The following is a 20,496-nucleotide window of genomic DNA, read 5'->3' as shown; positions in this document are numbered from 1 at the left end:
GGTCAGCCCGCCGCCGGGCAGTCGATCTCCAGCCGGGTGGCGAAGATCCTGCTCATGTCGTTGCCGCCGGGCTCGTTGAAGAAGGCTTCCGTCAGCGTGTCCTGGTTCTGCGCGATCGCCTCGTCGGGATCGGGCCGCACGACGCTGCGTGCGCAGGACGACGGCATGTTCTCGACCGCCATGTAGTCGTCCTCGACGAAGTCTATCGCGGTGTAGAAGGTGGGGTCGTAGACGCCGAAGGCGATGGTGCCCGACAGCGGCAGCGTCTCGGCCGGCGCGGATTCGAACAGGATGATGAGCTGATTGTCGGCGAAGTCGGCGATCAGCCGGTCCGGCGCCTGCATGTCGACGTCCCGGCCGTTGCGCGTGACGAGCTGGAAGTAGTCGAACTCGGCGAGCGATTCGTGGACGATCTCGGCGACCAGCTCGAGCTCGCCGGTGTCGAGCTCGAGATCGCCGTTGCGGTCGAACTCGACCAGCACCGTGCTCGAGAACAGGTCGTCGAAGCGCCACAGATGGCGCAGCGCCTCGACCGTGCCGTCGGCCGCGACGGCGACGTCGAGCCGCGCCTCGGCGAAGACGTGCGGATGGGCGAGGGCGGTCGCCGGCGCGGCGAGCGCGGCGACGAGTGCGGCGACCGGCGCGACGCGGTTTCGGCGGGAGGCTGGCATGATGTCGTGTCCCCTCGTCTCGACCGGCACCCTTGTTGCCGCAAATCCCGGCAAAAATGGGACTGCCGCCGCATTCACACCGTGCCGTTGTTGCGGAACCACTGCGCCAGGAAGTCGACGAAGACGCGGATCTTGGCCGGCAGGTAGCGGCGGTGCGGATAGACCGCGAAGATGCCGGCGCCGTCGCGCAGATGGCCGTCGAGCAGTGGCACCAGACGGCCGGCATCGATCTCCGGCTGGGCGATGAAGTCGGGCAGGATGGCGAAGCCGAGCCCGGCCACCGCCGCGGCACGGGCAACCAGCGGGCTGTTGACCTCGATCGGCCCGGACACGGCGACCGTCACCGTCTGGCCCTCGGGCCCGACGAACGGCCAGTTGGCCAGCCAGCGGCCGTTGGTGTCGATGATGCAGGGCAGGCCGGCCAGGTCGCGCGGGCTCTTCGGCTCGCCATGGCGGGCGACCGCCTCGGGCGCGGCGCACAGCATCAGCGAGAACGGCGCCAGGCGGCGCGCGATCAGCGAGGAATCCTCCAGCCGCGTGATGCGGATCGCCAGGTCGAAGCCCTCCTCGACCAGATCGACGAAGCGGTCGTCCAGCATGATGTCGAGCACGATGTCGGGATGCGCCCGGGCGAAGTCGATCAGCGACTGGCCGATCGGCGCGTCGGCGAAGGTGCGCGGCGCCGACAGCTTGATGCGGCCCTTCACGTCGCCGGAGGATTCGCGCACCGTGTCGGCCAGGCTGTCGATGTCGCGCACGATCTCGGTGGCACGCCGGTAGTAGGTGTGGCCGGCCTCCGTCAGCGAGAACTGGCGCGTCGTGCGGTTGATGAGCAGGGCGCCGAGCTCGTCCTCCAGCTCGCGAACATATTTCGACAGCAGCGCCTTGGAACGGCCGATCTTGCGCGCGGCGGCCGAGAAGCCCTCCGCGTCGACCACCTCGATGAAGGCGCGCATGCGCGTCAGCGTGTCCATCTCAGCCCTCGCCCATCACGCGCCGGGCGAGGCGGATCAGCTGCCGGTCGCTGCCGGCCGGTCCGAGCAGCGAGATGCCGAAGGGCGCGCCGTGCACGGTGCCGAGCGGCACGGTGATCTGCGGCCAGCCGAGCAGGCCGGCGATCGCGGTCAGCGTCAGCGCCCGGTTGCGGTAGCGCTCGAGCTCGTCCTGCGTCGAGCTCTTGAGCGGCGCGGCCGACGGCTGCGAGGGCATGACGATCACCGTGTCGGGCGCCATCCGCCCGGCGAACGCGGTCTGGAAGCGGCGGCGGCGGTCGGCCGCCGCCTCGAAATCCGCCCGCGTCACCGAGCGGGCGTAGTCGAAACGCTGCCGGATGCCGGGGCCGAGCCTGCGGTCGGCGGCTTCCAGGAACGGCCCGTGCACCTGCCAGGCCTCGTAGGCCTGCATCACCTTGAAGGCGTCGAACAGCGCCTCGGTCTCGTCGGGCAGCGCGACGGTGGCGGGGGCCGCGGCGAAGCTGTCGGCCACGCGCGCGGCCATCGCCGCATAGGCGGTGCGCTCGTCCTCGCCGAACAGCAGCGCCTCGAACGCGGCCACGCGCACCGGCCGCGTCAGCGCGGCGGCGTGCGTGTCGTCGCCCAGAAGCACGGCGCCGACCGCCTCGTAGAGCGCGCCGTCGCGGGCGAACCAGCCGAAGGTGTCGAAGGCCGGCGACAGCGGCATGGCGCCCTCGAGCGAGATGCGGCCATGCGTGGTGCGCAGGCCGATCAGGCCGCAGAAGGAGGCCGGCGCGCGGATCGAGCCGTTGGTGTCGGAGCCGACCGCGATGTCGGTCAGGCCGCCGGCGACCGCCGCGGCCGAGCCCGACGACGAGCCACCGGTCACCCGCTCCACCGCGCGCGGATTGACCGGCGCGGGAAAGTGGGCGTTGAGGCCGATCATCGAATAGGTGAGCTCCTCGGTCTGCGTCTTGCCGACGAAGCGGGCGCCGGCATCGAGCAGCGCGGCGACGGCCGGCGCGGTGCGGCGGGCGATCGGGCTTTCGGCGAGCTTGTCGGGATTGCCGCCGCCGGTGCGGTAGCCGGCGACGTCGAAGATGTCCTTGACGGCCAGGCCGTGCCCGGCGAGCGGGCCGGTCTCGGCGTGCGGCACCGGGACGTCGGGATAGGCGAGGAAGGCGTTCAGCGGATCGCGGGTGGCAAGCGTCATCTCGGCTCCGGTGCGTGCGGTTTGGCCCACATTGTGCGACGCGGAAATTTTTTCAAGCCGGCCCGGATTTTCCGTTGATTGTGACGGGGCGGCCGACTATATCGCCGCTTGCCCCAAGTCGCACGTGCCTGTGGGCGTCCGCCGGTCCTCGAATATGGCGAGGCAACCGGTAAGGTACCTGGACCTAACCGCTCCAGTCGGTCTCGCGGCCAACCGCATGATCGAGGACGCCTTGAAGCAACGACGGTGCGGGCCTTTCTGGTGTCTGCCGGTTGTCCAAAGACCGGGGTTACTGAAGAGGCACACCTTCATTGCCGGCAGTGCGGAGCGGGTCATCCCATCCAAAGCTGAGGCAGACAAAGCGAGCAGGTCGCCCTGTAGGGCGGGCTCTCATCGCCGCGCATGACGCGTGCATGGCTCCGGTGTCCTCCACCGGCCGGTCCCGTGCGACGCCGTCCTGCGCCCTTTGTCCACCCGCGGCGGGGACCGGCGAGGCCGGCACGTCGCGCGCTTGATGAAGGCGGCCCGCGCCGCCGATGGAGTGACCCCGATGGCAACGCAGCGCATCATGGATTTCCTCGCCACCCGCCGCCCCGACGGCCCCTGCCTGGTCGTCGACCTCGACGTGGTGCGCGACAATTTCCGCGCCTTCGAGAAGGCGCTGCCCGACAGCCGCATCTTCTATGCCGTGAAGGCCAACCCGGCGCCGGAGATCCTGCGCCTGCTCGCCTCGCTCGGCTCGTCCTTCGACACGGCGTCCGTGGCCGAGATCGAGATGGCGCTGGAGGCCGGCGCGACGCCCGGCCGCATCTCCTACGGCAACACGATCAAGAAGGAGCGCGACATCGCCCGCGCCTACGACCTCGGCATCCGGCTGTTCGCCGTCGACTGCCCGGAGGAGGTCGACAAGATCGCCCGCGTGGCGCCCGGCAGCCGCGTCTTCTGCCGCGTGCTGACCGACGGCGAGGGCGCCGAGTGGCCGCTCAGCCGCAAGTTCGGCTGCGTGCCGGCGATGGCCGTCGACGTGCTGCGCCACGCCGCCGCGCAGGGCCTCGACGCCTACGGCGTGTCGTTCCACGTCGGCTCGCAGCAGACCGACCTGTCGGCCTGGGACAAGGCGCTGGGCGACGCCAAGACGGTGTTCGCGACGCTCGCCGACGAGGGCATCGTGCTGAAGATGGTCAACATGGGCGGCGGCTTCCCGACCCGCTACCTGAAGGACGTGCCGGCCGCGCAGGCCTACGGCCAGGCGATCTTCGAGGCGCTGTCGCGGCACTTCGGCAACCGGCTGCCGGAGACGATCATCGAGCCCGGCCGCGGCATGGTCGGCAATGCCGGCGTCATCAAGTCGGAGGTCGTGCTGATCTCGAAGAAGGCCGACAACGACAACGTGCGCTGGGTCTATCTCGACATCGGCAAGTTCGGCGGCCTGGCCGAGACGATGGACGAGGCGATCCGCTATCCGATCGTCACGCCGCGCGACGGCGACGAGGCGGCGCCCTGCGTGCTGGCCGGCCCGACCTGCGATTCGGCGGACGTGCTCTACGAGAAGACGCCCTATCCGCTGCCGCTGTCGCTGACCATCGGCGACGAGGTGCTGATCGAGGGCACCGGCGCCTACACGACGACCTATGCCTCGGTCGCCTTCAACGGCTTCGAGCCGCTGCGATCTTACGTGATCTGACGGCTCGCCGGCCTTGCGCCGGCCGCCGCCAGGTCATCCCCGCCGCCGGTTCTCGCGCGCCGGCGCCGGGTTCGCTCGTGGACTTTTCTCCGCCTGTGAAGGATCGCGGACATGGACTTCAATTCGTTCGACACGCGCGGCGCCGCGCCCGACCTGCCGATCTTCGACGGCAGGGCAGAGGTGGGCGGACCGGCGGTCGCGACGGCATCCCCCTGCCGTCGCGTCGCGGCCTCCTCCCCCTCGCGGGGTGAGGTGGACGCCGTCGCCCTCGTCATTTCCGTCGAGCAGGCGTCCGACGTCGCGGCCCGCGAGGCGCTGCTCGACCGCGCCATGGGGCCAACGCGCAAGCGCAAGGCGTCGGAGAAGCTCAGGCGCGGCCGCCGTCCGGCGGAGGGCCTCGCCTTTGCCGCGAAGGACGCCGACGGCCGCCTCCTCGGCACCGTGCGGCTGTGGGACGTGACGGCGGGGGCGGGCGGTCCGCCGGCGCTCCTGCTCGGCCCGCTCGCCGTCGACCCGGCGCTCAAGGGCGGCGGCGTGGGCTCGGCGCTGATGCGCCGCGCCGTCGCCGAGGCCGGCCGGCGCGGCCACGGCGCGATCCTGCTCGTCGGCGATGCCGGCTACTATGCCCGCTTCGGCTTCACCGCGGCACCGACGGCGGCGCTCGCCATGCCCGGTCCCTTCGAGCGGGCGCGCTTCCTGGCGCTCGAGCTGGTGCCGGGCGCGCTCGACGGCGCGGCCGGCGTGCTGCAGCCGGCCGGCCGGCGCGAGCGCGCTTCGGCTTGGCCGGCGGTCGCGGCGCTCGCCGCCTGACCACGGAAACGACGACGCCCGGCGGCATGGCGGCCGCCGGGCGCCGGATCGGCGGGCTCGGGCGGGCCGGTCAGATGACCTGGCTGAGCTGCATGGCGACCGACATGTCGCCGTCGACCTTGAGCTTGCCCTGCATGAAGGCGGAGGTCGGGTTGAGGTCGCCGGCCATCATCGCCTCCAGATCGTCCTTCGACAGCGCGATCGTGCAGTCGGCCGGCGCGTCCTCGGTGGTCACCGTGGTGCCGTCCATCACGATCACGCCGTCTTCGCCGCAGTCGAACTTGACCGAGCGGTCGAAGCCGGAATCGGCGACCCGCTCGCGCATCTTGTCGGCGATCTCGTTCATGGTCATGGCAGTCTTCTCCTCGTTGCGGCGCGGGGCCCGTCGAAACTCTGCTGCCGTCCGGCCTGCGGCGGCGCCATTGTTGGCACGAAGCGGCGGTCAAGCCCATAGCAACCGATTGACGTTTACGTCAACGTGATCTAGCGTCCGGGGCCTGTCCGCGGCAGCGCCGCAGGCCGCCCCGCCCGCCATGCGGCGCCGCGACGCCGGGCCGGCGCGGCCGGACCGGGAGGAGGCTCCATGCAGTTCACCGCCGAGCACGAGAACCTGCGCCGCACCGTGGCGAAGGTGGTCGAGACGGAGATCAACCCGCATGTCGACGCGTGGGAGGAGGCGGAGGAGTTTCCCTCGCACGCGCTGTTCAAGACGCTGGGCGGTCTCGGCCTGCTCGGCATCAAGTACGATCCCGACTATGGCGGGCTCGGTCTCGACTTCTCCTATTCCATGGTGATGGCCGAGGAGCTCGGCCTGGTCGCCTGCGGCGGCGTGCCGATGGCGATCGGCGTGCACACCGACATGGCGACGCCGGCGCTCAACCGCTTCGGCTCCGCCGAGCTGAAGCGCAACTTCCTGAAGCCGTCGATCGCCGGCGACGTCGTCGCCTGCCTCGGCGTGTCGGAGCCGGGCGGCGGCTCCGACGTGGCGGCCGTGCGCACGACGGCGCGCCCGGACGGCGGCGACTACGTGATCTCCGGCACCAAGATGTGGATCACCAACGGCATGAAGGCCGACTGGTGCTGCCTGCTCGCCAACACCTCGGACGGGCCGCCGCACAAGAACAAGTCGCTGATCGCCGTGCCGATGGACGCCGACGGCATCACGCGCCAGAAGATCCGCAAGATCGGCATGAACGCCTCGGACACCGCGCAGCTCTTCTTCGACGAGGTGCGCGTGCCGAAGGCCAACGTGATCGGCCAGGAGGGCATGGGCTTCACCATGCAGATGCTGCAGTTCCAGGAGGAGCGGCTTTATGCGGCGGCGAGCGCGCTGAAGGGCTTCGACCGGCTGATCGACCTGACCATCGACTACACCGCCGGGCGCCACGCCTTCGGCAAGCCGGTGCTCGACAACCAGGTGGTGCACTTCCGGCTGGCCGAGCTGCGCACCGAGGTCGAGGCGCTGCGCGCGCTGACCTGGAGCGCCATCGAGCAGTATGTCGCGGGCCGCGACGTCACCCGGCTCGCCTCGATGGCCAAGCTCAAGACCGGCCGGCTCGGCCGCGAGATCACCGATTCGTGCCTGCAGTACTGGGGTGGCCTCGGCTATGCCTACGACAACCCCGTCAGCCGCGCCTACCGCGACACGCGGCTGGTGTCGATCGGCGCGGGGGCCGACGAGGTGATGCTGGGCATCATCGCCAAGCTGGAGGGCACGCTGCCCGGCACCTCCAACCGCAAGCGCCCGGCCAGCTAAGCCGTTCTGCGTTTCACGGAATCGCAGATCGGCTCCAACGCATTGTTTTCACGCGTTTGCGAACGGCGGACCGGTTTCCGCTTCGCCTGGCAACGCGGTCGCGGCGCCGGCTCAGTGGGCGGCCGGCGCGGCCGCCTGCTCCTCGTTCTCCGGCGGGGCGAGACGGCGGCGCAGCGTGTTGTCGCGGATCTCCTCCTTGGACAGGAAGTCGATCTGCTCGATCAGCACCTCGTGCACCAGCTCGTCGCCGACGCGCGCGTTGATCGCGTCGCGGATGCCGGCCTTGAAGCCCTCGATGTCGATCGTCTCGACATTGGCCCAGTCGGTCTGCGGATTGCCGTAGAGATAGGTGTGCAACTCGTCGACCATCAGCATGTCGGGCGGCAGCGCCAGCTTGGCGAGCTTGCCCGGCTGCACCGCATAGGCGAGACGGACGAGGAAGTAGCCCTGCACGCGGCCCTCGCCGACCACCGGCACCGAGACGATCCTGGTGCGCATGTAGTCGAGCCCGCCGAACAGCGGCGGCGGCGGGTCGGCCGACTGGCGCGCCTGGGTCGCCTGGAAGGCGTAGAACACCGCGCCGAGCGTCGCCAGGCTGATCCAGACCGCGGCGACGACGAACTTGATCATGCGGCGCGGCCGCTGCCGAAGGCGCCGGCCGAATAGGTGCCGTCGGCCTCGGAATGGGCGATGGCGCCCTGCAGGATCCCGGCCACCTCGCCGACCGCCGACAGATGCGCCTGCAGCGCGGCGGCGTTGACGGCGAGCTTGTCGCGCAGGCGCTCGACCGCGGCGCGGTGCTCGTCCGACAGCGCGCCGGTGCCGGCGCCCTTGATGGCGCGGTTGAGCTCGTAGAGGCAGCGGCTCTTGCGCGCGTTGGAGGCCTGGACGTCGAAGCCGGGATCGGAGCGGATCGCGGCGGTCTCCGCGTCGATCGCCTCCTCGATGCGGGCGACGATCGCCATCAGGCTGCCGGAGCCGGCGCCGCCGCCGGAGCGCGGCGCGGGACCCTCGGGCCGGGTGTCGGTCAGGATGGAGGGGTCGTACATGGCGCGTCCTCAGCCTTCTCGTGTCGTGGCGCCGGTCGCGCCGTCGCCCGCCGCGGGGCCGATCGCCTCGGCCGCGCGGCGCTGGATCTGATGCAGAAGGCCGACCGACAGCAGATCCTGCGTCTCGGCCTCCGCCTTGCCCGGATCGGCCGAGACGCCGCGCAGCGGCACCTTCTCCTCGCCGTCCATGTAGTGGTCGCCGAGCACCCGCTCGGCGATGCCGATGCCGCCGCGGTCGGCCATCGCGCGGGCGAGCTCGCCGGCCAGCATCGACTTCCACATCTCGCCCGACAGGCCCTCGCCGTAGACGCCGTCGCTGTCTTCCGGCAGCATCGATTCGACGAAGGTCTGCAGCACCATCGCCTCGAACTTCACGAACGCGTCGGGCGCCGGCGCCCCGCGCGGGGCCGCCGGCATCGCCGCGGCCGGCGCCGCGGTCGTGGCGGCAAAGCCCGTGCCGTCGGCGCGCTCGGCATGGCGGGCGAGCTTGGCGCGCGCGGCGGCCAGCGCGGCCGGATCGGCCGCCGCTGCCACTTCGGAGACGATGTCGCCAGGGGGTGAGATCGCCAAGACGCCGTGCGCTCCGCCGCGGGTTGCTCGATGGCCGCAGTGTCGCGCGACAAGCTTGCGGCAGCCTTACGTCGCGCCGTCGCCGCCGGGGCGCCGGCGCGCCACCGCCTCGAGCCGCTCGCGGTCCTCCGCCGCGCGCTCCTCGCTTGCCGCCGCCTCGCGGTAGGCGCGCTCGACGACGGTCGTGCGCGCGCTCGCCAGCGCGAGGCGGTCGGCCTCCGCGGCGGCGTCCTCGCGGCGCCGGCGGCCGCGGTCGACCGCGTCGGCGATGCGCCGGTGATAGAGCTCGGGAAACAGCCCCGACAGCGAATCCTCGGCCTGGAAGCGGCCGGCGAGCGCCTGCGCCTCGTCCTCGGCGCGCCGCGCGTCGGCCAGGTGGCCGGCGTGGCGCGCCTCGTGCAGCGCCTTCAGCTTGCCCTGCACCTCGACCAGCTTCTTCAGCCGCTTGCCGCGCGTCGTCATCGCCGCACCTGCCTTGCGGGCGCGTCGCCGACCGGGCCGTCTAGCGTCCCAGCGTGACGGGATAGAAGCCGTCGGCGAACAGCGACAGCATGGTGGCGATGGCGAAATAGATCATGATCAGCCCGCCGGCGATGATGAAGGGCAGCGAGATGAAGTAGATCGGGATCTGCGGCGTCAGCTTGTTGACGAAGCCGACCGCCAGGTTGACCAGGATGGCATAGGCGACGAACGGGCTGCCGAGGCGGATCATCACGAAAAACGCCTCGGAGATGGTGTCGGCCAGGTTGACCAGCGCCACCCGCGCGTTGAACAGCGTGTCGATCGGCACCGCGCGATAGGACTCGACCAGCGCCAGCACGATCTGGTGGTGAAAGTCGAGCACGAACAGCAGCAGCAGCGCGGAGAACGAGATGATGGCGCCGAGCGCGGGCTGCGGCTCCGGCTCCTCCAGCGCGATGCCGCCGCCCGGCGCGCCGAAGCCGACCATCAGCGAGATCGCCGCGCCGATGAACTGCAGCGCCAGCACGTAGAAGCGCGCCACCAGGCCGATCAGCGCGCCGATCAGGATCTCCGACACGATGAGCAGGGCGAGCGCGTCGGCGCTGCGCTCGACGAAGGGCGCGATCTCCTCCCACAGCTGGAAGAGCAGCGCCAGCGAGGCGGCCACCGCCACGAACAGCCGCACCTGGGCCGGCACCCGGGCGCTGCCGAAGCCCGGCATCAGCATGAAGCAGGCGCCGATGCGGCAGAAGGCGAGGAAGGCGGCGAGCACCGCCTGCTCGATCATGGCCGGCCGCCCGGCATCTCACGACACCGAGCCCAGCACGCGGATCTCCACGCCCTTGGCGATCTCCACGTGGCTCAGCACCGGCAGCGTCGGGAACAGCCGCTCGATGACCATGCGCACATAGGGCCGGGCCTCCGGCGCGGTGACCAGCGCGAAGCGCTCGCCCGCCTCGAGATGGGTGCGGATCGCCTTCGAGGCCTCCTGGCCGAACTCCTCGAGCTGGCGCGGATCGATGTCGAACTCGCGGATCTCGCCCTTGGCGTCGCGCTTCAGGCTCTGGTGGAAGGCGAGGTCCCAGCGGTTGCCGAGACGCAGCACCTTGAGCGCGCCGCCCTCGCTGAGGTCGCCGCAGATCTGCTGCGCCATGCGGATGCGCACGTGCTCGACGATCTGCTCGGTGCGGCGGATGTGCGGCGCGATCTCGGCGATCGCCTCGATGATGAGATGCAGGTTGCGGATCGACACGCGTTCGGCGAGCAGCAGCTTGAGCACCGCCTGCAGGCCGGGATACGACATGTGCGTGGTGCAGACCTCGTCGGCCAGCTTGCGGTACTCGGGGTCGAGCCGCTCGATCAGCGCCTTCATGTCCTTGTAGGACAGGAGCTGCGGCAGGTTGTTGCGGATCACCTCGCTCAGATGCGTCAGCAGCACCGACATGTTGTCGGCGAAGGCGTACTGCTCGCGCTTCAGGTCCTCGGCGAACATGTCGGGCACCGAGAAGGCGCGCATGCCGAAGGCCGGCTCCTTGACCTCCTCGCCGGGCATCTCCGGCGGCTCGCGGTTGCCGAGCAGCACCATCAGCTCGCCGACGCGCAGCGGGTATTCGGCCACCACCGTGCCGTGCACCTTGATCTGGTAGCTCTTGGGCGGGATGGCGAAGTCGTCGGTCAGCTTCACCTCGGGCACGACGAAGCCGTATTGCAGGGCGAACTTCTTGCGCATCTTGCCCATGCGGAAGACGAGCTCCTGATGCGAGGTCAACAGCCGGGTGGAGAGCTGCTTGCCGATCAGCAGCTCGATCTCGGCCGTCTTCAGCGACGCCTTGACGGAGTTCTTCTCCTCCTCCTCGACGGTGAGCTGCTTCTCGCGCTCGGCGGCTTCGGCCTCGGCGGCGAGCCGGCGGCGCTGCAGCGGCAGCACGTAGGCGACGGCGCCCATCACGCCGGCCAGCGCCAGGAAGGGCAGCGCCGGCAGGCCGGGCATGATGGCGAGCAGCAGGAGCAGGGCGGCGGCCACCCACAGCGCGCGGGGATAGGCGCCGAGCTGGCCGAACACCGCCTGGTCGGCCGAGCCGCGCGTGCCGCCCTTGGAGACCAGGAGGCCGGCGGCCAGCGAGACGATCAGCGCCGGAATCTGGGTGACCAGCCCGTCGCCGACCGACAGCTTGGTGAACACGTCGGCCGCCTCGCCGAAGTCCATGCCATGGCGCGAATAGCCGATGGCGATGCCGCCGACGATGTTGATGGCGGTGATGATGAGGCCGGCGATGGCGTCGCCGCGCACGAATTTCGACGCGCCGTCCATCGAGCCGAAGAAGGAGCTTTCCTCCTCCAGCTCGCGGCGCCGGCGCTGCGCCTCCTTCTCGTCGATCATGCCGGCCGACAGGTCGGCGTCGATCGACATCTGCTTGCCGGGAATGGCGTCGAGGGTGAAGCGCGCGCCGACCTCGGCGATGCGCGTCGAGCCCTTGGTGATGACGACGAAGTTCACCACGATCAGGATCAAAAAGACGATCAGGCCGATGACGAAGTCGCCGCTCATCACCAGCCGCGAGAAGCCGCCGATGACGTGGCCGGCCGCATTGGTGCCCTCGTGGCCCTCCGACAGGATCATGCGGGTCGTCGCGATGTTGAGCGACAGGCGCATCATCGTGGCGATCAGCAGGATCGTCGGGAAGGAGGAGAAATCGAGCGGCCGCTGGATCCACAGCGCGACCATCAGGATGAGCACGGAAAAGGCGATCGAGAAGGCCAGCCCGACGTCGATCAGGAAGGGCGGGATCGGCAGGAACAGGACCGACAGGATGATGATGACGCCGACGGCGAAGCCGACGTCGCGCCCGTGCCTGGTGCTTTCCAGCGCGCTCGCGCCTTCGCTGACGGCCATGCCTCACCCGTTCGTTGCCGGCCGCTCCGGCGGTCGGGCGGAGCGGTCCGTCGCCGAGGTCTAGCGTGCGAAGCTTGTGCGAGGGTGAGGTGGCGCGCGCGGTGCCGTTCGAGCCGTTCTGAGGTTCAGCGAACCGCAGATCGGCTGCGGCTCGTCGTTATGACGCGTTCGGCGACGGCGAAGCGGTTTCCCCTTCGCCTGGAGACGCTTCAGAAGCCGGTCTCGATGCGCTGGAAGATCACCGTGGTGAAGGCGAAGATCTGCGCCCCGACGAAGGGGCCGGAGAAGGCGACGGCGAGCAGGATGGCGACGATCTTCGGCACGAAGGTGAGCGTGATCTCCTGCACCTGGGTGAGCGCCTGGACGAGCGCGATGCCGACGCCGACGATCATCGCCACGGCGACCGCCGGCCCGGAGGCGACGAGCACCGTCCAGATGGCGTACTGGACGATGTCGAGGGCGTCGGCCTCGTTCATCGCCTCAGCGGATCGTCACGCCGGGGCCGACGACGATCTGGCCGCCGTTCTCGAGGACTGCCACCACGCCGTCGCTGAACAGGCGCACCTCCGACACCGTGCCGGACACCGCGCCGTCGGCCGAGACGATCTCGCGGCCGATGATGCTGCCGGCCTGCGACAGGGCCGAGGCCTGCAGGAGCTGGTCGAGCTTGCCGTTCATCTGCACCGACTGCTCGACCTGCGAGAAGGAGGCGAGCTGGGCGACGTAGTCGGTCGATTCCATCGGGCTCGTCGGGTCCTGGTTCTTCATCTCGGCGACGAGCAGCTTGAGGAAGGCCTGGTAGTCGACCGTCTGCGGGGCGGCGGCGGCCTGGGCGCCGGCGTTGCTCTGCTGCTGCGTGGCCGCAACCTGCGGGGTTACCGTCATCGTCATCCTCCCACGACCAGGGCGAGCGGCGGAAAGCGCTCGGCGTTCGCGCCGCGGTCGAGCACCTCCGCCTCGCGCGGATAGAGCGCGCGGATCGTCTTCAGCGCCTCGTAGATCTGGTTCTCGCCGACCAGCCGGTCGATGTCCTTGAGGCCGGCCAGGATGGCCGGGTCCTGGTAGCAGGACAGCATCATCGGCAGCGAGCGGCGGAACATGGTGCGCGCCTCCTGCGCCTCGTCGCGCGCCATCAGCATCACCTGGACGATGAAGTAGAGCTGGCGCAGCGGCGTCGTCGCGTCCTCGGGCTGCAGCACGTGGTTCTCGAGCAGGAACTGCACGTCGTTGAGGAACTCGAGCGTCGTCTTGCGGTCGGCGCGGATCACCGCGCCGTTGACGTAGATCTTCTCGTTCGCCTTGAGCGAGATGCGCAGGGTGTTCTTCATTGCATGCCGTCCCGGATGATCTGCGACACCTCGATCAGCCCCTCGAAATTGTCGGAGCGGCCCTGCCGCACCTCCTCGGCCTCGCGCAGCAGCCACAGCCCGATCGAGATCAGGTTGGCGCGCAGCTCCTTGGGCAGCTCGTTGTCGGGGTTGGCCAGGTCGTCGACGAAGGCGGTCCACACGCGGTTGAGGAAGTGGATCGCCTCGACCGATTCCTGCGACTGCGGCCCCTTCTCGCGCGCGCTCGCCAGAAGGTCGATCGACCGGCTCAGGAGCTGGCGCTCGCGATCCTTGGCATCGGCCACCGAGTCGGTCTGGATTTCGCTGTAGGAGAATTGGTACATTTCCGTTCCGTTTCTTGCGTCACCGGGCCTTGGACACGACTACGAGAGGAAGCGCATGAGGCTGAGCTGCTGCAGGCGCGCGGTCAGCGTGTAGGACAGCTCGAGCTGGGTCTGCAGCTCCGACACGCGCGCCGAGGCGGCGAACGGGTCGACGCCTTCCAGGTCGTTGACGCTGCGCTCGAACAGGTCGATCTGCATGTCGATGCGGGCGCTGGCGTCGGTGATGCGGTTCTGCACCACGCCGGCCGCGCCCTGCGTGTCGGCGAGATCGGCCAGCCCCTCGCCGACGAGCTGGGTGGCGCGCGCATAGAGCACGTCGCGCGCGCCGGCGTTGAGCGGACCCTGGAGCAGGTCGGCCACGGCGACGGCGGCCATGGCGAGTTTGCGGGTGCCGGCCGTGTTGGCGGAGATCGACGTCTCGGCCGTCTCGTTGAGGGCGATGCGGCTGACGATGCGCTCGTCGGTGGCGCTCGACCAGGTACCCTGCCAGCCGGCGCCGAGGAACTGCGGCTCGACCACCGTGTCGAGAAACACCTGCATGTCGGCGGCGCTGATGCCGGCGGCCGCCGGGTCGCTCTGGGCGAAGCCGAAATGGCCGACGAAGGCGGCGTCGAAGGCGGCCTTGGCCGGCGAGCCGGGCGCGGTGTAGTCGTCGAACGGCTTCACGTCGGTGTTGATGCCGGCGAACAGGTACTCGCCGTTGAGATTGGTGTTCATCACGCTGGTCAGCGCGCCGAGCGCGCGCGTGCCCTCGGCGCGCACGATCTCGTTGCTGACGGTGCCCGAGGTCGCCGAGGTGAGGGCGGCGAGCAGGCTCTGGCCGACGTCGTTGAGCTGGCTCAGCGCATCCTGGCTGGCGGCGAGCCGGTTGCCGGCCAGCGCGTTGGAATCGAGCAGGCTGCCCAGCCGGTCGATCTCGCGCGTCAGCGACACGGTGTTGGCGCTGCGCGCGCCGAGCGTCTTGCCGGGATCGAACAGCCGGCCGCTGACCGTCTCCTGATTGCGCTCGGCCATCTCGGCCTGCACGCGCATGAGCTGGTAGCGCAGGGCCTGGTTGACGCTCTGGGTCGAGATCGCGGCCAGCTTCATGGCGTCAGCCCGTCGCCGCCAGCAGCGTGGCGAGCATCTCGTCGATGACGCGCATCAGCCGTGCGGAAGCCTCGTAGGAATGCTCGAGCTCGAGCAAGAGCGCCATCTCCTCGTCGACGTTGACGCCGGTGGCGTTGGACAGCGCCGTGCCCATGCGCTGGGCCAGCGCGTCCTTGCGCTCGCTGCCCGTTGCGGCGTCCTGGCGCAGCGCCTCGAGCCAGCCGACCGCATCCGACGACAGCGCCACGACGCTGCGGCTGTCGTCGAGGCCGGCGGCCGGATCGACGGCGATCGGCCGGTCGAGACCGTCGGCGTAGCGGCGCAGCAGGTCGGAGAAGGAGGCGCCGCCGGTGGCGTTGGCGAGATAGGCAGGGCCGTTGGCGCCGCCGTCGCGCAAGAGCTGCGGGTCGCCGCCGGCCGCCGGGTCCATCGCGGGGTTGACGCGGATCGCCGCGGCCAGCCCGTCGATGGCGGTTCCCGCCGGCGGCAGCGCCGGGCCGCCCGGCCAGGTGAACAGGCCGGCCCGGTCGGGCGCGCCGCCGCCCGGCGCGGTCTCGGCGAACGCGGTGATCAGGCCGCGCGCCACCTCGTCGAGCTGGCGCTGCATGGTGACGGCGACCGTGTCGCGGAGCTGCAGCTTGGCCGCGATCGTGCCGGAGGCGGAGGTCGAGCCGCCGCTGCCGGGCTTCAGCGGCACGCCGTCGATGGTCACCGCGTTGCCGGGGGTGCCCGGCACATGGGTGGCGAGCGGCTGGAAGGAGACCTCGCGCGGCACCGTCTCGAACAGCGTGGCGCCGTCGCCGGTGACGATCATGATGTCGTTGCCCGGCCGGCTGACCGTCGAGATCGAGACATGGGCCGAGATCTGCTTGAGCAGCGCGTCGCGCTGGTCGAGCGCGTCCGACACGTCGCGGCCCGTGCGGGTGCCGGCGACGACCTCGCGGTTGACCGTTTCGAAATCGCCGAGCAGCCGGTTCAGGTCGTCGACGGCCGCCGCGATCTCGCGGTCGGCGTCGCTGCGGAAGGTCTGGATCGCGGTGCTGCCGTCATGCAGGGCGCGCACGGCGTTGCGCGCCGCCTCGACGGTGGTGCTGGCGAGCGTCGGGTTCGACGGCGTGGCGGCGTAGAATTCCAGCGCCTTTATCAGGTCGCCGATGGCGGCGGCCGCCGACGCGCCGTTGTCGGCGCCGTTGACCGACAGGCGCAGCGTGTCGAGCCCCTTGCTCACCGTCGCCTGGCCGCTCTGCGCCGACAGCGCCGCCAGGTTGTGGCGGAACAGCACCGCGTCGGTGGCGCGGCGGATCTCCGTGACGCGGGCGCCCGACCCGCTGGTCGTGGTGACGGCCTCGCGGCGGGCGTAGTCGGGATTGGCGGCCTCCTGGACGTTCCGCGACACCACGCCGGTCTGGCGACCGGTGTTCAGCAGCGCCGACTGCGCGATGCTCAGGGCGGAGGTCAGGGACATGCACGTTCTTTCCCGGGTGCTGCGGCGGTGTCAGCGCCCGCGTCTCACCCTATCGTTTGAGGTTGACCAGCAGGTCCATCAGGTCCGAACCGGTCTGGAAGACCTTCGAGTTGGCGGTGTAGCTGCGCTGCGATTCGATCATCGAGGTCAGCTCCTCGGCGATGTCGACATTGGAGTTCTCGAGCGCGCCCGAAACCACCTTGCCGAGGCCGCCCTCGTTGGCGAAGCCGAGCCGGACGCCGCCGGATTCGGCGCTCTCGGCGAACACGTTGCCCTGCAGCACCTGCATGTTGTCGGGGCTCGGCACGTCGGCGAGCGGGATGCGGTAGATGGCGCGGAACGAGCCGTCCGCATACTCCGCGTAGAGCGTGCCGTCGGTCGACATCTCGACCTTCTCGATCGAGGTCGGCGCGTTGCCGTCGACGCCGGCGTCGTGCAGCAGGTAGTCGGAGGCGAGCTGGCTCGTTTCCGACAGGTCGATGGTCAGCGTCTGGCCGTCGGGAATGGGAACGCCGATCTCCGTCGGGCTCCCGGCGTCGAGCTTGCCGGTCGTCGGGTCGAAGGTCAGCGTCTCCGTGGCGAGCGGACCCGAGGCATAGGGGAAGCCGGTGCCCGGCGTCGCCTCGGCGCGGTCGAACACCGCCACCTCCCAGCTCTCCGGCCCGGTCTTGGTGAAGTAGACGTCGATCAGCCGCTCGCCGCCGAGATTGTCGTAGGTGACGAGCGAGGTCTTGGCCGTATAGGTGGCGCCGGCGGTGTTGGTCGACGGCAGGTCGGCCGCCGGCACCGCGTCGGCCGTCTGCGGCAGGTTGGCCTTGATCATGCCGTTGCGCGACGGCGTGGCGACCAGGTCGTTGCCGTCGACGATCACCGGCTCCAGCCCGTCGAAGCCGTTCGCCGTGGGCACCGGCTCGCCGTTGGCGTAGCTGTAGCCCATGAGCTGGTAGCCGGCGGCGTTGACGAGCCGGCCCTCGCTGTCGGGCACGAAGGCGCCGGCCCGCGTCAGGAACGGCCGGCCGCTCGGATCCTGCACGACGAAGAAGCCGTCGCCGTTGACCGCCAGATCCGTCGTCGAGGTGGTGTATTGCAGCACGCCCTGCTTCGACACGGCGGTCTGGATGGTGGTCGTCACGCCGCCGGAGTTGTAGGCGCCGGGCGTGTCGGGGATGACCAGCGAGGAGAACTCGGCGCGCGAGCGCTTGTAACCGGTGGTGCTGGAATTGGCGATGTTGTCGGCGACCGTCGACAGGCGGTTGGCCTGTGCCGCCATGCCGGACACGCCGGTTCGCATCATGCCGTAGAGGCTCATCGGACAAGCTCCTCGTGTTCGGGACCGACGGTCACGAGGATAGCCGCGCTCGCTTGCGTGAAGCTGTCGTGCCGGGCCACCGGTCCGGCCGGCCGCTCACAGCGCCAGCCGGTAGCCGAGGTAACGCTTGGAATCGATCGGGTCGAAGCCGAGCTTCTCGCGCAGCTTCTTGCGCAGCTTGGAGATGTGGCTCTCCACCACGTTCTCCTCGACGTTCTCGTCGAAGATGCCGTAGATCGCGTTGAAGACCTGCGTCTTGGTCACGCGCCGGGCGCGGTTGCTGGCGAGATATTCGAGGATGCGGCGCTCACGGCGCGGCAGCGGCAGCGGCTGGCCGTCGATCTCCGGATCGCGGCCGTCCATGTAGATGCGCATCGGGCCGATCTCGGCATAGGCGGGCTCTTCCTTGGCGCGCCGGCTGATGGCGGCGATGCGCGCCAGGATCTCGCGCACGTGCACCGGCTTGCGCACCACGTCGTCGACGCCGGCCTCGAACAGGCGCAGCGTGTCTTCCAGCGAGTTCTGCTCGCTGAGCGCGATGACCGGGGCGCTGGAGCGGTCGCGGATGCGCTGCGGCGAGACCGCGTCGCCGACGCACTGGCCGAGAAGGAAGGCCTGCACCGAGCGCAGGTCGTCGTCGGCCGCGCTTTCCACCCACTCGTCGAAATCGGCCGGGCCGAAGCCGGCGCTCGCTACCCCTTCCCGATTGAAAAGAGAATGGTAACCATCTTTTACCAGATCGCGCTCATCCACGATCACAATCATCGGCCCGCCCCTCCGAATCAGTTTCTGCTCCTAGAGGTACCCGGTGCCGGGAATCGGCGACAACCACTATTTCTTATAGCTAGGATTTCGGGAGTCGGCCGCCGGCGCGGCCGTCCTTGCCAGGTCGGCGGCGGCGAAATGCGCCATCTGGCCGGCATGCGCCGTGGCGAAGGCGGGCCGGGCGGTGGCGCGGGCGAGGTAGTCGCGGCAGGCGGGATGCGCGTCCAGCCGGCCGAAGCGGTCGACCAGGCGCAGCACGTCGGCCATCGCGATGTCGGCGACGGAGAACGGCCCCGCGAGCCATTCGCGCGCCGCCAGGACCGGCTCCAGACGGTCGAGGCGGGCCGCCAGGAAGCCGTCGAGACGCCGCCACTCGGGCGTGTCGCGGCTGAAGCCGGAGAACGCGAAGATCGACCAGGGCAGGCTCGCCATCTCGACCGAGTTGAGCGCGGCGAACAGCCATTCCGTCGCCTTGCCGCGGCCCTGCGGATCGGCCGGCAGCAGGGCTTCGCTGCGGGCGCCGAGATGCAGCAGGATGGCGCCGCTCTCGAAGATCGATGTGTCGCCGTCCGTCAGCCACGGCACCTGGCCGAAGGGCTGGTGGGCGAAATGCGCCGCCTGCCGCTCGCCGAACGGCACGCCGGCGACGCGGTAGGGCAGGCCGGCCTCCTCGAGCGCCCAGCGCACGCGCAGGTCGCGCACATAGCCGCGCGGCATCTCCGGCACCCAATCGAAGGTTGTAAGGGTCAGCTCGCCCATCGCGCGCCTCCGTCGATCGCCGCGGTGCAGCCAATCACCCGTCGCCGACCGTGGCAAGAGGCGCGGCCGCCGGCGCCGCTGCCGACCCGCCGACGGGGTGCTGCGCCGCTCTGCCGGCGTTCCGGTAACGTTTTGTAAAGAAACGTGTCCCGGGGCGCGAGGGATGACGTTCCGGGGGCAGGGCGCGCGGTCGCGCGCGCACGGCCCGCGGGCCGTGCCGGCGGCGCCTCGTGCGGTCCGGCAGGCCGCGGCCGGCGGCACGGAAGCCGGCCCGGCCGCCGCATCGCCCGCCGGTCGTTGCGAAAGCAAAAAGCAATCATGGGTTGCAAAAGCGACGGGCGTTGTCGGTCCACCGGCCGAAGCCGGTCGCCACCATGTTGGCGATGACGCGGCAGACATAGCGCTTCTGTGCCGGGTCGTTGTCGGGGCCGGCGTGATAGCGCGCCACGGCCATCGACCAGGTGCTGTGGCGCGCCTTCAGCTCGACCAGGAAGCGCGCCGCGTAGTCGACGTTGCGGGCCGGGTCGAGCATGGCCTCGACGCTGTCGAAGCGCTCGCCGTGGTAGCGGTGGTTGATCTGCATGCAGCCGAGGTCGATCAGCCGCACGCCCTGGCGCCGTGCCGCCTCGAAGGCGGCGCGCGCCTCGGCGGCGGAGCGGGCGAACACGGCCTTGCCGGCGATGTTGAGCGCATAGGGCTGCAGGCTGCCCCTGACGCCGGTCTCCGTCAGCCCGACGGCATAGAGGATGCCGGCCGGCACGCCGTAGCGGTCGGCGGCGCGCAGGATCTCGGCCTCGCACGGGTTGGCCGCCGCCAGCGCGGCGCCGGCGGGCGCGCTAGATATAGACGCCGCCAGAAGCAGTCGGCGCAGCGCCCGGCCGGCGCGCCTCGTCGTCCTTGCCATCGTGCTGGTGTCCCCGTTGCTGCTCGCTGCCGGTGCCGCCGTCGCCGCGCCCGGCCGCGGTCTGCCCGCCGGTGCCGTCGCGGCCGGCGGCGCTTCCCGTGCCGTTGCCCTGGGCCGTCGCGGTGCCCTGTCCCTGCTGCACGGTGATGCGGTCGACCTCGAAGCCGAGGCTGCGCAGCGCCTTGGCGATGGCGTCGCTGTCGCTGGCGAGCCGGCTCTGGGCGCCGCCCGTCTCCACCTCGATGTCGACCGACAGCCGGTCGCCGACCAGGCGCAGGCGGGCAATCACGCTGCCGAGCTCGGCAGGGTGAAGCTGGATGTGTAGCGCCTGCACGCCGGGCGTCCGGCCCGCCGGCTGGCCGCTCTGCGCCAGCGCGGCGCGCCAGCCCGGATCGCTCGCCATGGCGCCGGCGACGGCCTGGGCGCTCGGCGAGGCGCCGGCAAGCGCGGCCTGCGCCGGCGCGGGCAGGGC

At 70.6% G+C, this 20,496-nt stretch carries 24 protein-coding genes; 3 read left to right on the top strand and 21 right to left on the bottom strand.

The genetic code is table 11. The features are described from left to right. Positions 1–2 precede the first annotated feature (2 nt). The 3 genes from N1F89_RS13660 to N1F89_RS13650 all read right to left on the bottom strand — a co-directional run bounded on the left by N1F89_RS13660 (position 3) and on the right by N1F89_RS13650 (position 2,837). Positions 3–671 carry a DUF1007 family protein gene (locus N1F89_RS13660; RefSeq protein ID WP_290084721.1) on the bottom strand — a complete coding sequence of 223 codons (669 nt, stop codon included), beginning with the start codon at positions 669–671 and terminating at the stop codon, positions 3–5. A gap of 74 nt (positions 672–745) precedes the next feature. Beyond that, the gene (locus N1F89_RS13655; RefSeq protein WP_290084720.1) at positions 746–1,645 is read right to left on the bottom strand and encodes a LysR family transcriptional regulator; all 900 of its coding nucleotides are present in this window, start codon (positions 1,643–1,645) and stop codon (positions 746–748) included. 1 nt (position 1,646) lies between these two features. Beyond that, positions 1,647–2,837 carry an amidase gene (locus tag N1F89_RS13650; RefSeq protein ID WP_290084719.1) on the bottom strand — a complete coding sequence of 397 codons (1,191 nt, stop codon included), beginning with the start codon at positions 2,835–2,837 and terminating at the stop codon, positions 1,647–1,649. 550 nt (positions 2,838–3,387) lie between these two features. Here N1F89_RS13650 and odc2 point away from each other — a divergent pair. Both odc2 and N1F89_RS13640 read left to right on the top strand, forming a co-directional pair. Continuing rightward, entirely contained in the window at positions 3,388–4,521 is a 1,134-nt protein-coding gene (gene odc2, locus N1F89_RS13645) for an ornithine/lysine decarboxylase (RefSeq protein ID WP_290084718.1), read from the top strand. Positions 4,522–4,632: 111 nt separating this feature from the next. Continuing rightward, positions 4,633–5,331: an N-acetyltransferase gene (locus tag N1F89_RS13640; RefSeq protein ID WP_290084717.1), complete on the top strand. Its 699-nt coding sequence runs from the start codon at positions 4,633–4,635 to the stop codon at positions 5,329–5,331. A gap of 70 nt (positions 5,332–5,401) precedes the next feature. On the opposite strand, the gene N1F89_RS13635 is transcribed toward N1F89_RS13640, so the two are convergent. Continuing rightward, positions 5,402–5,683, bottom strand: a complete 282-nt coding sequence (locus N1F89_RS13635) for an SCP2 sterol-binding domain-containing protein (RefSeq protein WP_290084715.1) — start codon at positions 5,681–5,683, stop codon at positions 5,402–5,404. A 231-nt stretch (positions 5,684–5,914) separates the two neighbouring features. Here N1F89_RS13635 and N1F89_RS13630 point away from each other — a divergent pair, with 231 nt between their 5' ends. Then, positions 5,915–7,087 (top strand): acyl-CoA dehydrogenase family protein, encoded by a 1,173-nt coding sequence (locus tag N1F89_RS13630; RefSeq protein ID WP_290084714.1) that lies wholly within the window; start codon positions 5,915–5,917, stop codon positions 7,085–7,087. A 111-nt stretch (positions 7,088–7,198) separates the two neighbouring features. On the opposite strand, the gene N1F89_RS13625 is transcribed toward N1F89_RS13630, so the two are convergent. The 17 genes from N1F89_RS13625 to N1F89_RS13545 all read right to left on the bottom strand — a co-directional run. Next, positions 7,199–7,717, bottom strand: coding sequence for a hypothetical protein (locus N1F89_RS13625; protein ID WP_290084713.1), 519 nt, complete (start codon positions 7,715–7,717; stop codon positions 7,199–7,201). Further along, positions 7,714–8,136 carry a hypothetical protein gene (locus N1F89_RS13620; protein WP_290084712.1) on the bottom strand — a complete coding sequence of 141 codons (423 nt, stop codon included), beginning with the start codon at positions 8,134–8,136 and terminating at the stop codon, positions 7,714–7,716. Before N1F89_RS13620 ends, N1F89_RS13625 begins: the two co-directional genes overlap by 4 nt. Positions 8,137–8,145: 9 nt before the next feature. Further along, positions 8,146–8,706 (bottom strand): rod-binding protein, encoded by a 561-nt coding sequence (locus tag N1F89_RS13615; RefSeq protein WP_290084711.1) that lies wholly within the window; start codon positions 8,704–8,706, stop codon positions 8,146–8,148. A gap of 66 nt (positions 8,707–8,772) precedes the next feature. Beyond that, a complete protein-coding gene (locus N1F89_RS13610; protein WP_290084710.1) occupies positions 8,773–9,168 on the bottom strand; it encodes a hypothetical protein in 396 nt (131 codons plus the stop codon). Positions 9,169–9,208: 40 nt separating this feature from the next. Next, positions 9,209–9,955: a flagellar biosynthetic protein FliR gene (fliR, locus tag N1F89_RS13605; RefSeq protein WP_290084709.1), complete on the bottom strand. Its 747-nt coding sequence runs from the start codon at positions 9,953–9,955 to the stop codon at positions 9,209–9,211. Between the two features lie 18 nt (positions 9,956–9,973). Next, a complete protein-coding gene (gene flhA / locus N1F89_RS13600; RefSeq protein WP_290084708.1) occupies positions 9,974–12,061 on the bottom strand; it encodes a flagellar biosynthesis protein FlhA in 2,088 nt (695 codons plus the stop codon). Between the two features lie 209 nt (positions 12,062–12,270). Then, positions 12,271–12,537 carry a flagellar biosynthesis protein FliQ gene (fliQ, locus tag N1F89_RS13595; RefSeq protein WP_290084707.1) on the bottom strand — a complete coding sequence of 89 codons (267 nt, stop codon included), beginning with the start codon at positions 12,535–12,537 and terminating at the stop codon, positions 12,271–12,273. Between the two features lie 4 nt (positions 12,538–12,541). Then, entirely contained in the window at positions 12,542–12,946 is a 405-nt protein-coding gene (gene flgD / locus N1F89_RS13590) for a flagellar hook assembly protein FlgD (RefSeq protein WP_290084706.1), read from the bottom strand. Between the two features lie 2 nt (positions 12,947–12,948). Next, positions 12,949–13,389, bottom strand: a complete 441-nt coding sequence (gene flbT, locus N1F89_RS13585) for a flagellar biosynthesis repressor FlbT (RefSeq protein ID WP_290084705.1) — start codon at positions 13,387–13,389, stop codon at positions 12,949–12,951. Then, positions 13,386–13,733: a flagellar biosynthesis regulator FlaF gene (gene flaF / locus N1F89_RS13580; protein ID WP_290084704.1), complete on the bottom strand. Its 348-nt coding sequence runs from the start codon at positions 13,731–13,733 to the stop codon at positions 13,386–13,388. Before flaF ends, flbT begins: the two co-directional genes overlap by 4 nt. A 39-nt stretch (positions 13,734–13,772) precedes the next feature. Then, the gene (locus tag N1F89_RS13575) at positions 13,773–14,822 is read right to left on the bottom strand and encodes a flagellar hook-associated family protein (protein ID WP_290084703.1); all 1,050 of its coding nucleotides are present in this window, start codon (positions 14,820–14,822) and stop codon (positions 13,773–13,775) included. Positions 14,823–14,826: 4 nt separating this feature from the next. After that, entirely contained in the window at positions 14,827–16,287 is a 1,461-nt protein-coding gene (flgK, locus tag N1F89_RS13570; RefSeq protein WP_290084701.1) for a flagellar hook-associated protein FlgK, read from the bottom strand. Between the two features lie 49 nt (positions 16,288–16,336). Next, positions 16,337–17,596 carry a flagellar hook protein FlgE gene (locus tag N1F89_RS13565; RefSeq protein ID WP_290084699.1) on the bottom strand — a complete coding sequence of 420 codons (1,260 nt, stop codon included), beginning with the start codon at positions 17,594–17,596 and terminating at the stop codon, positions 16,337–16,339. Positions 17,597–17,692: 96 nt separating this feature from the next. Continuing rightward, complete coding sequence (locus N1F89_RS13560) at positions 17,693–18,361, bottom strand: response regulator transcription factor (RefSeq protein ID WP_290084697.1); 669 nt, start codon at positions 18,359–18,361, stop codon at positions 17,693–17,695. 66 nt (positions 18,362–18,427) lie between these two features. Continuing rightward, the gene (locus N1F89_RS13555) at positions 18,428–19,120 is read right to left on the bottom strand and encodes a glutathione S-transferase family protein (protein WP_290084696.1); all 693 of its coding nucleotides are present in this window, start codon (positions 19,118–19,120) and stop codon (positions 18,428–18,430) included. Positions 19,121–19,436: 316 nt separating this feature from the next. Then, entirely contained in the window at positions 19,437–20,024 is a 588-nt protein-coding gene (locus N1F89_RS13550; protein WP_290084694.1) for a transglycosylase SLT domain-containing protein, read from the bottom strand. Continuing rightward, the coding region (locus N1F89_RS13545) for a flagellar hook-length control protein FliK (protein WP_290084693.1) at positions 19,957–20,496 on the bottom strand (540 nt) is incomplete at its 5' end. The genes N1F89_RS13550 and N1F89_RS13545, both read right to left, overlap by 68 nt.

Origin of the sequence: Aquibium sp. A9E412 (assembly GCF_030398335.1) — a bacterium.
In the GTDB taxonomy this organism is placed as follows: domain Bacteria; phylum Pseudomonadota; class Alphaproteobacteria; order Rhizobiales; family Rhizobiaceae; genus A9E412.
This window is presented reverse-complemented; position numbering and strand designations above follow the sequence as displayed.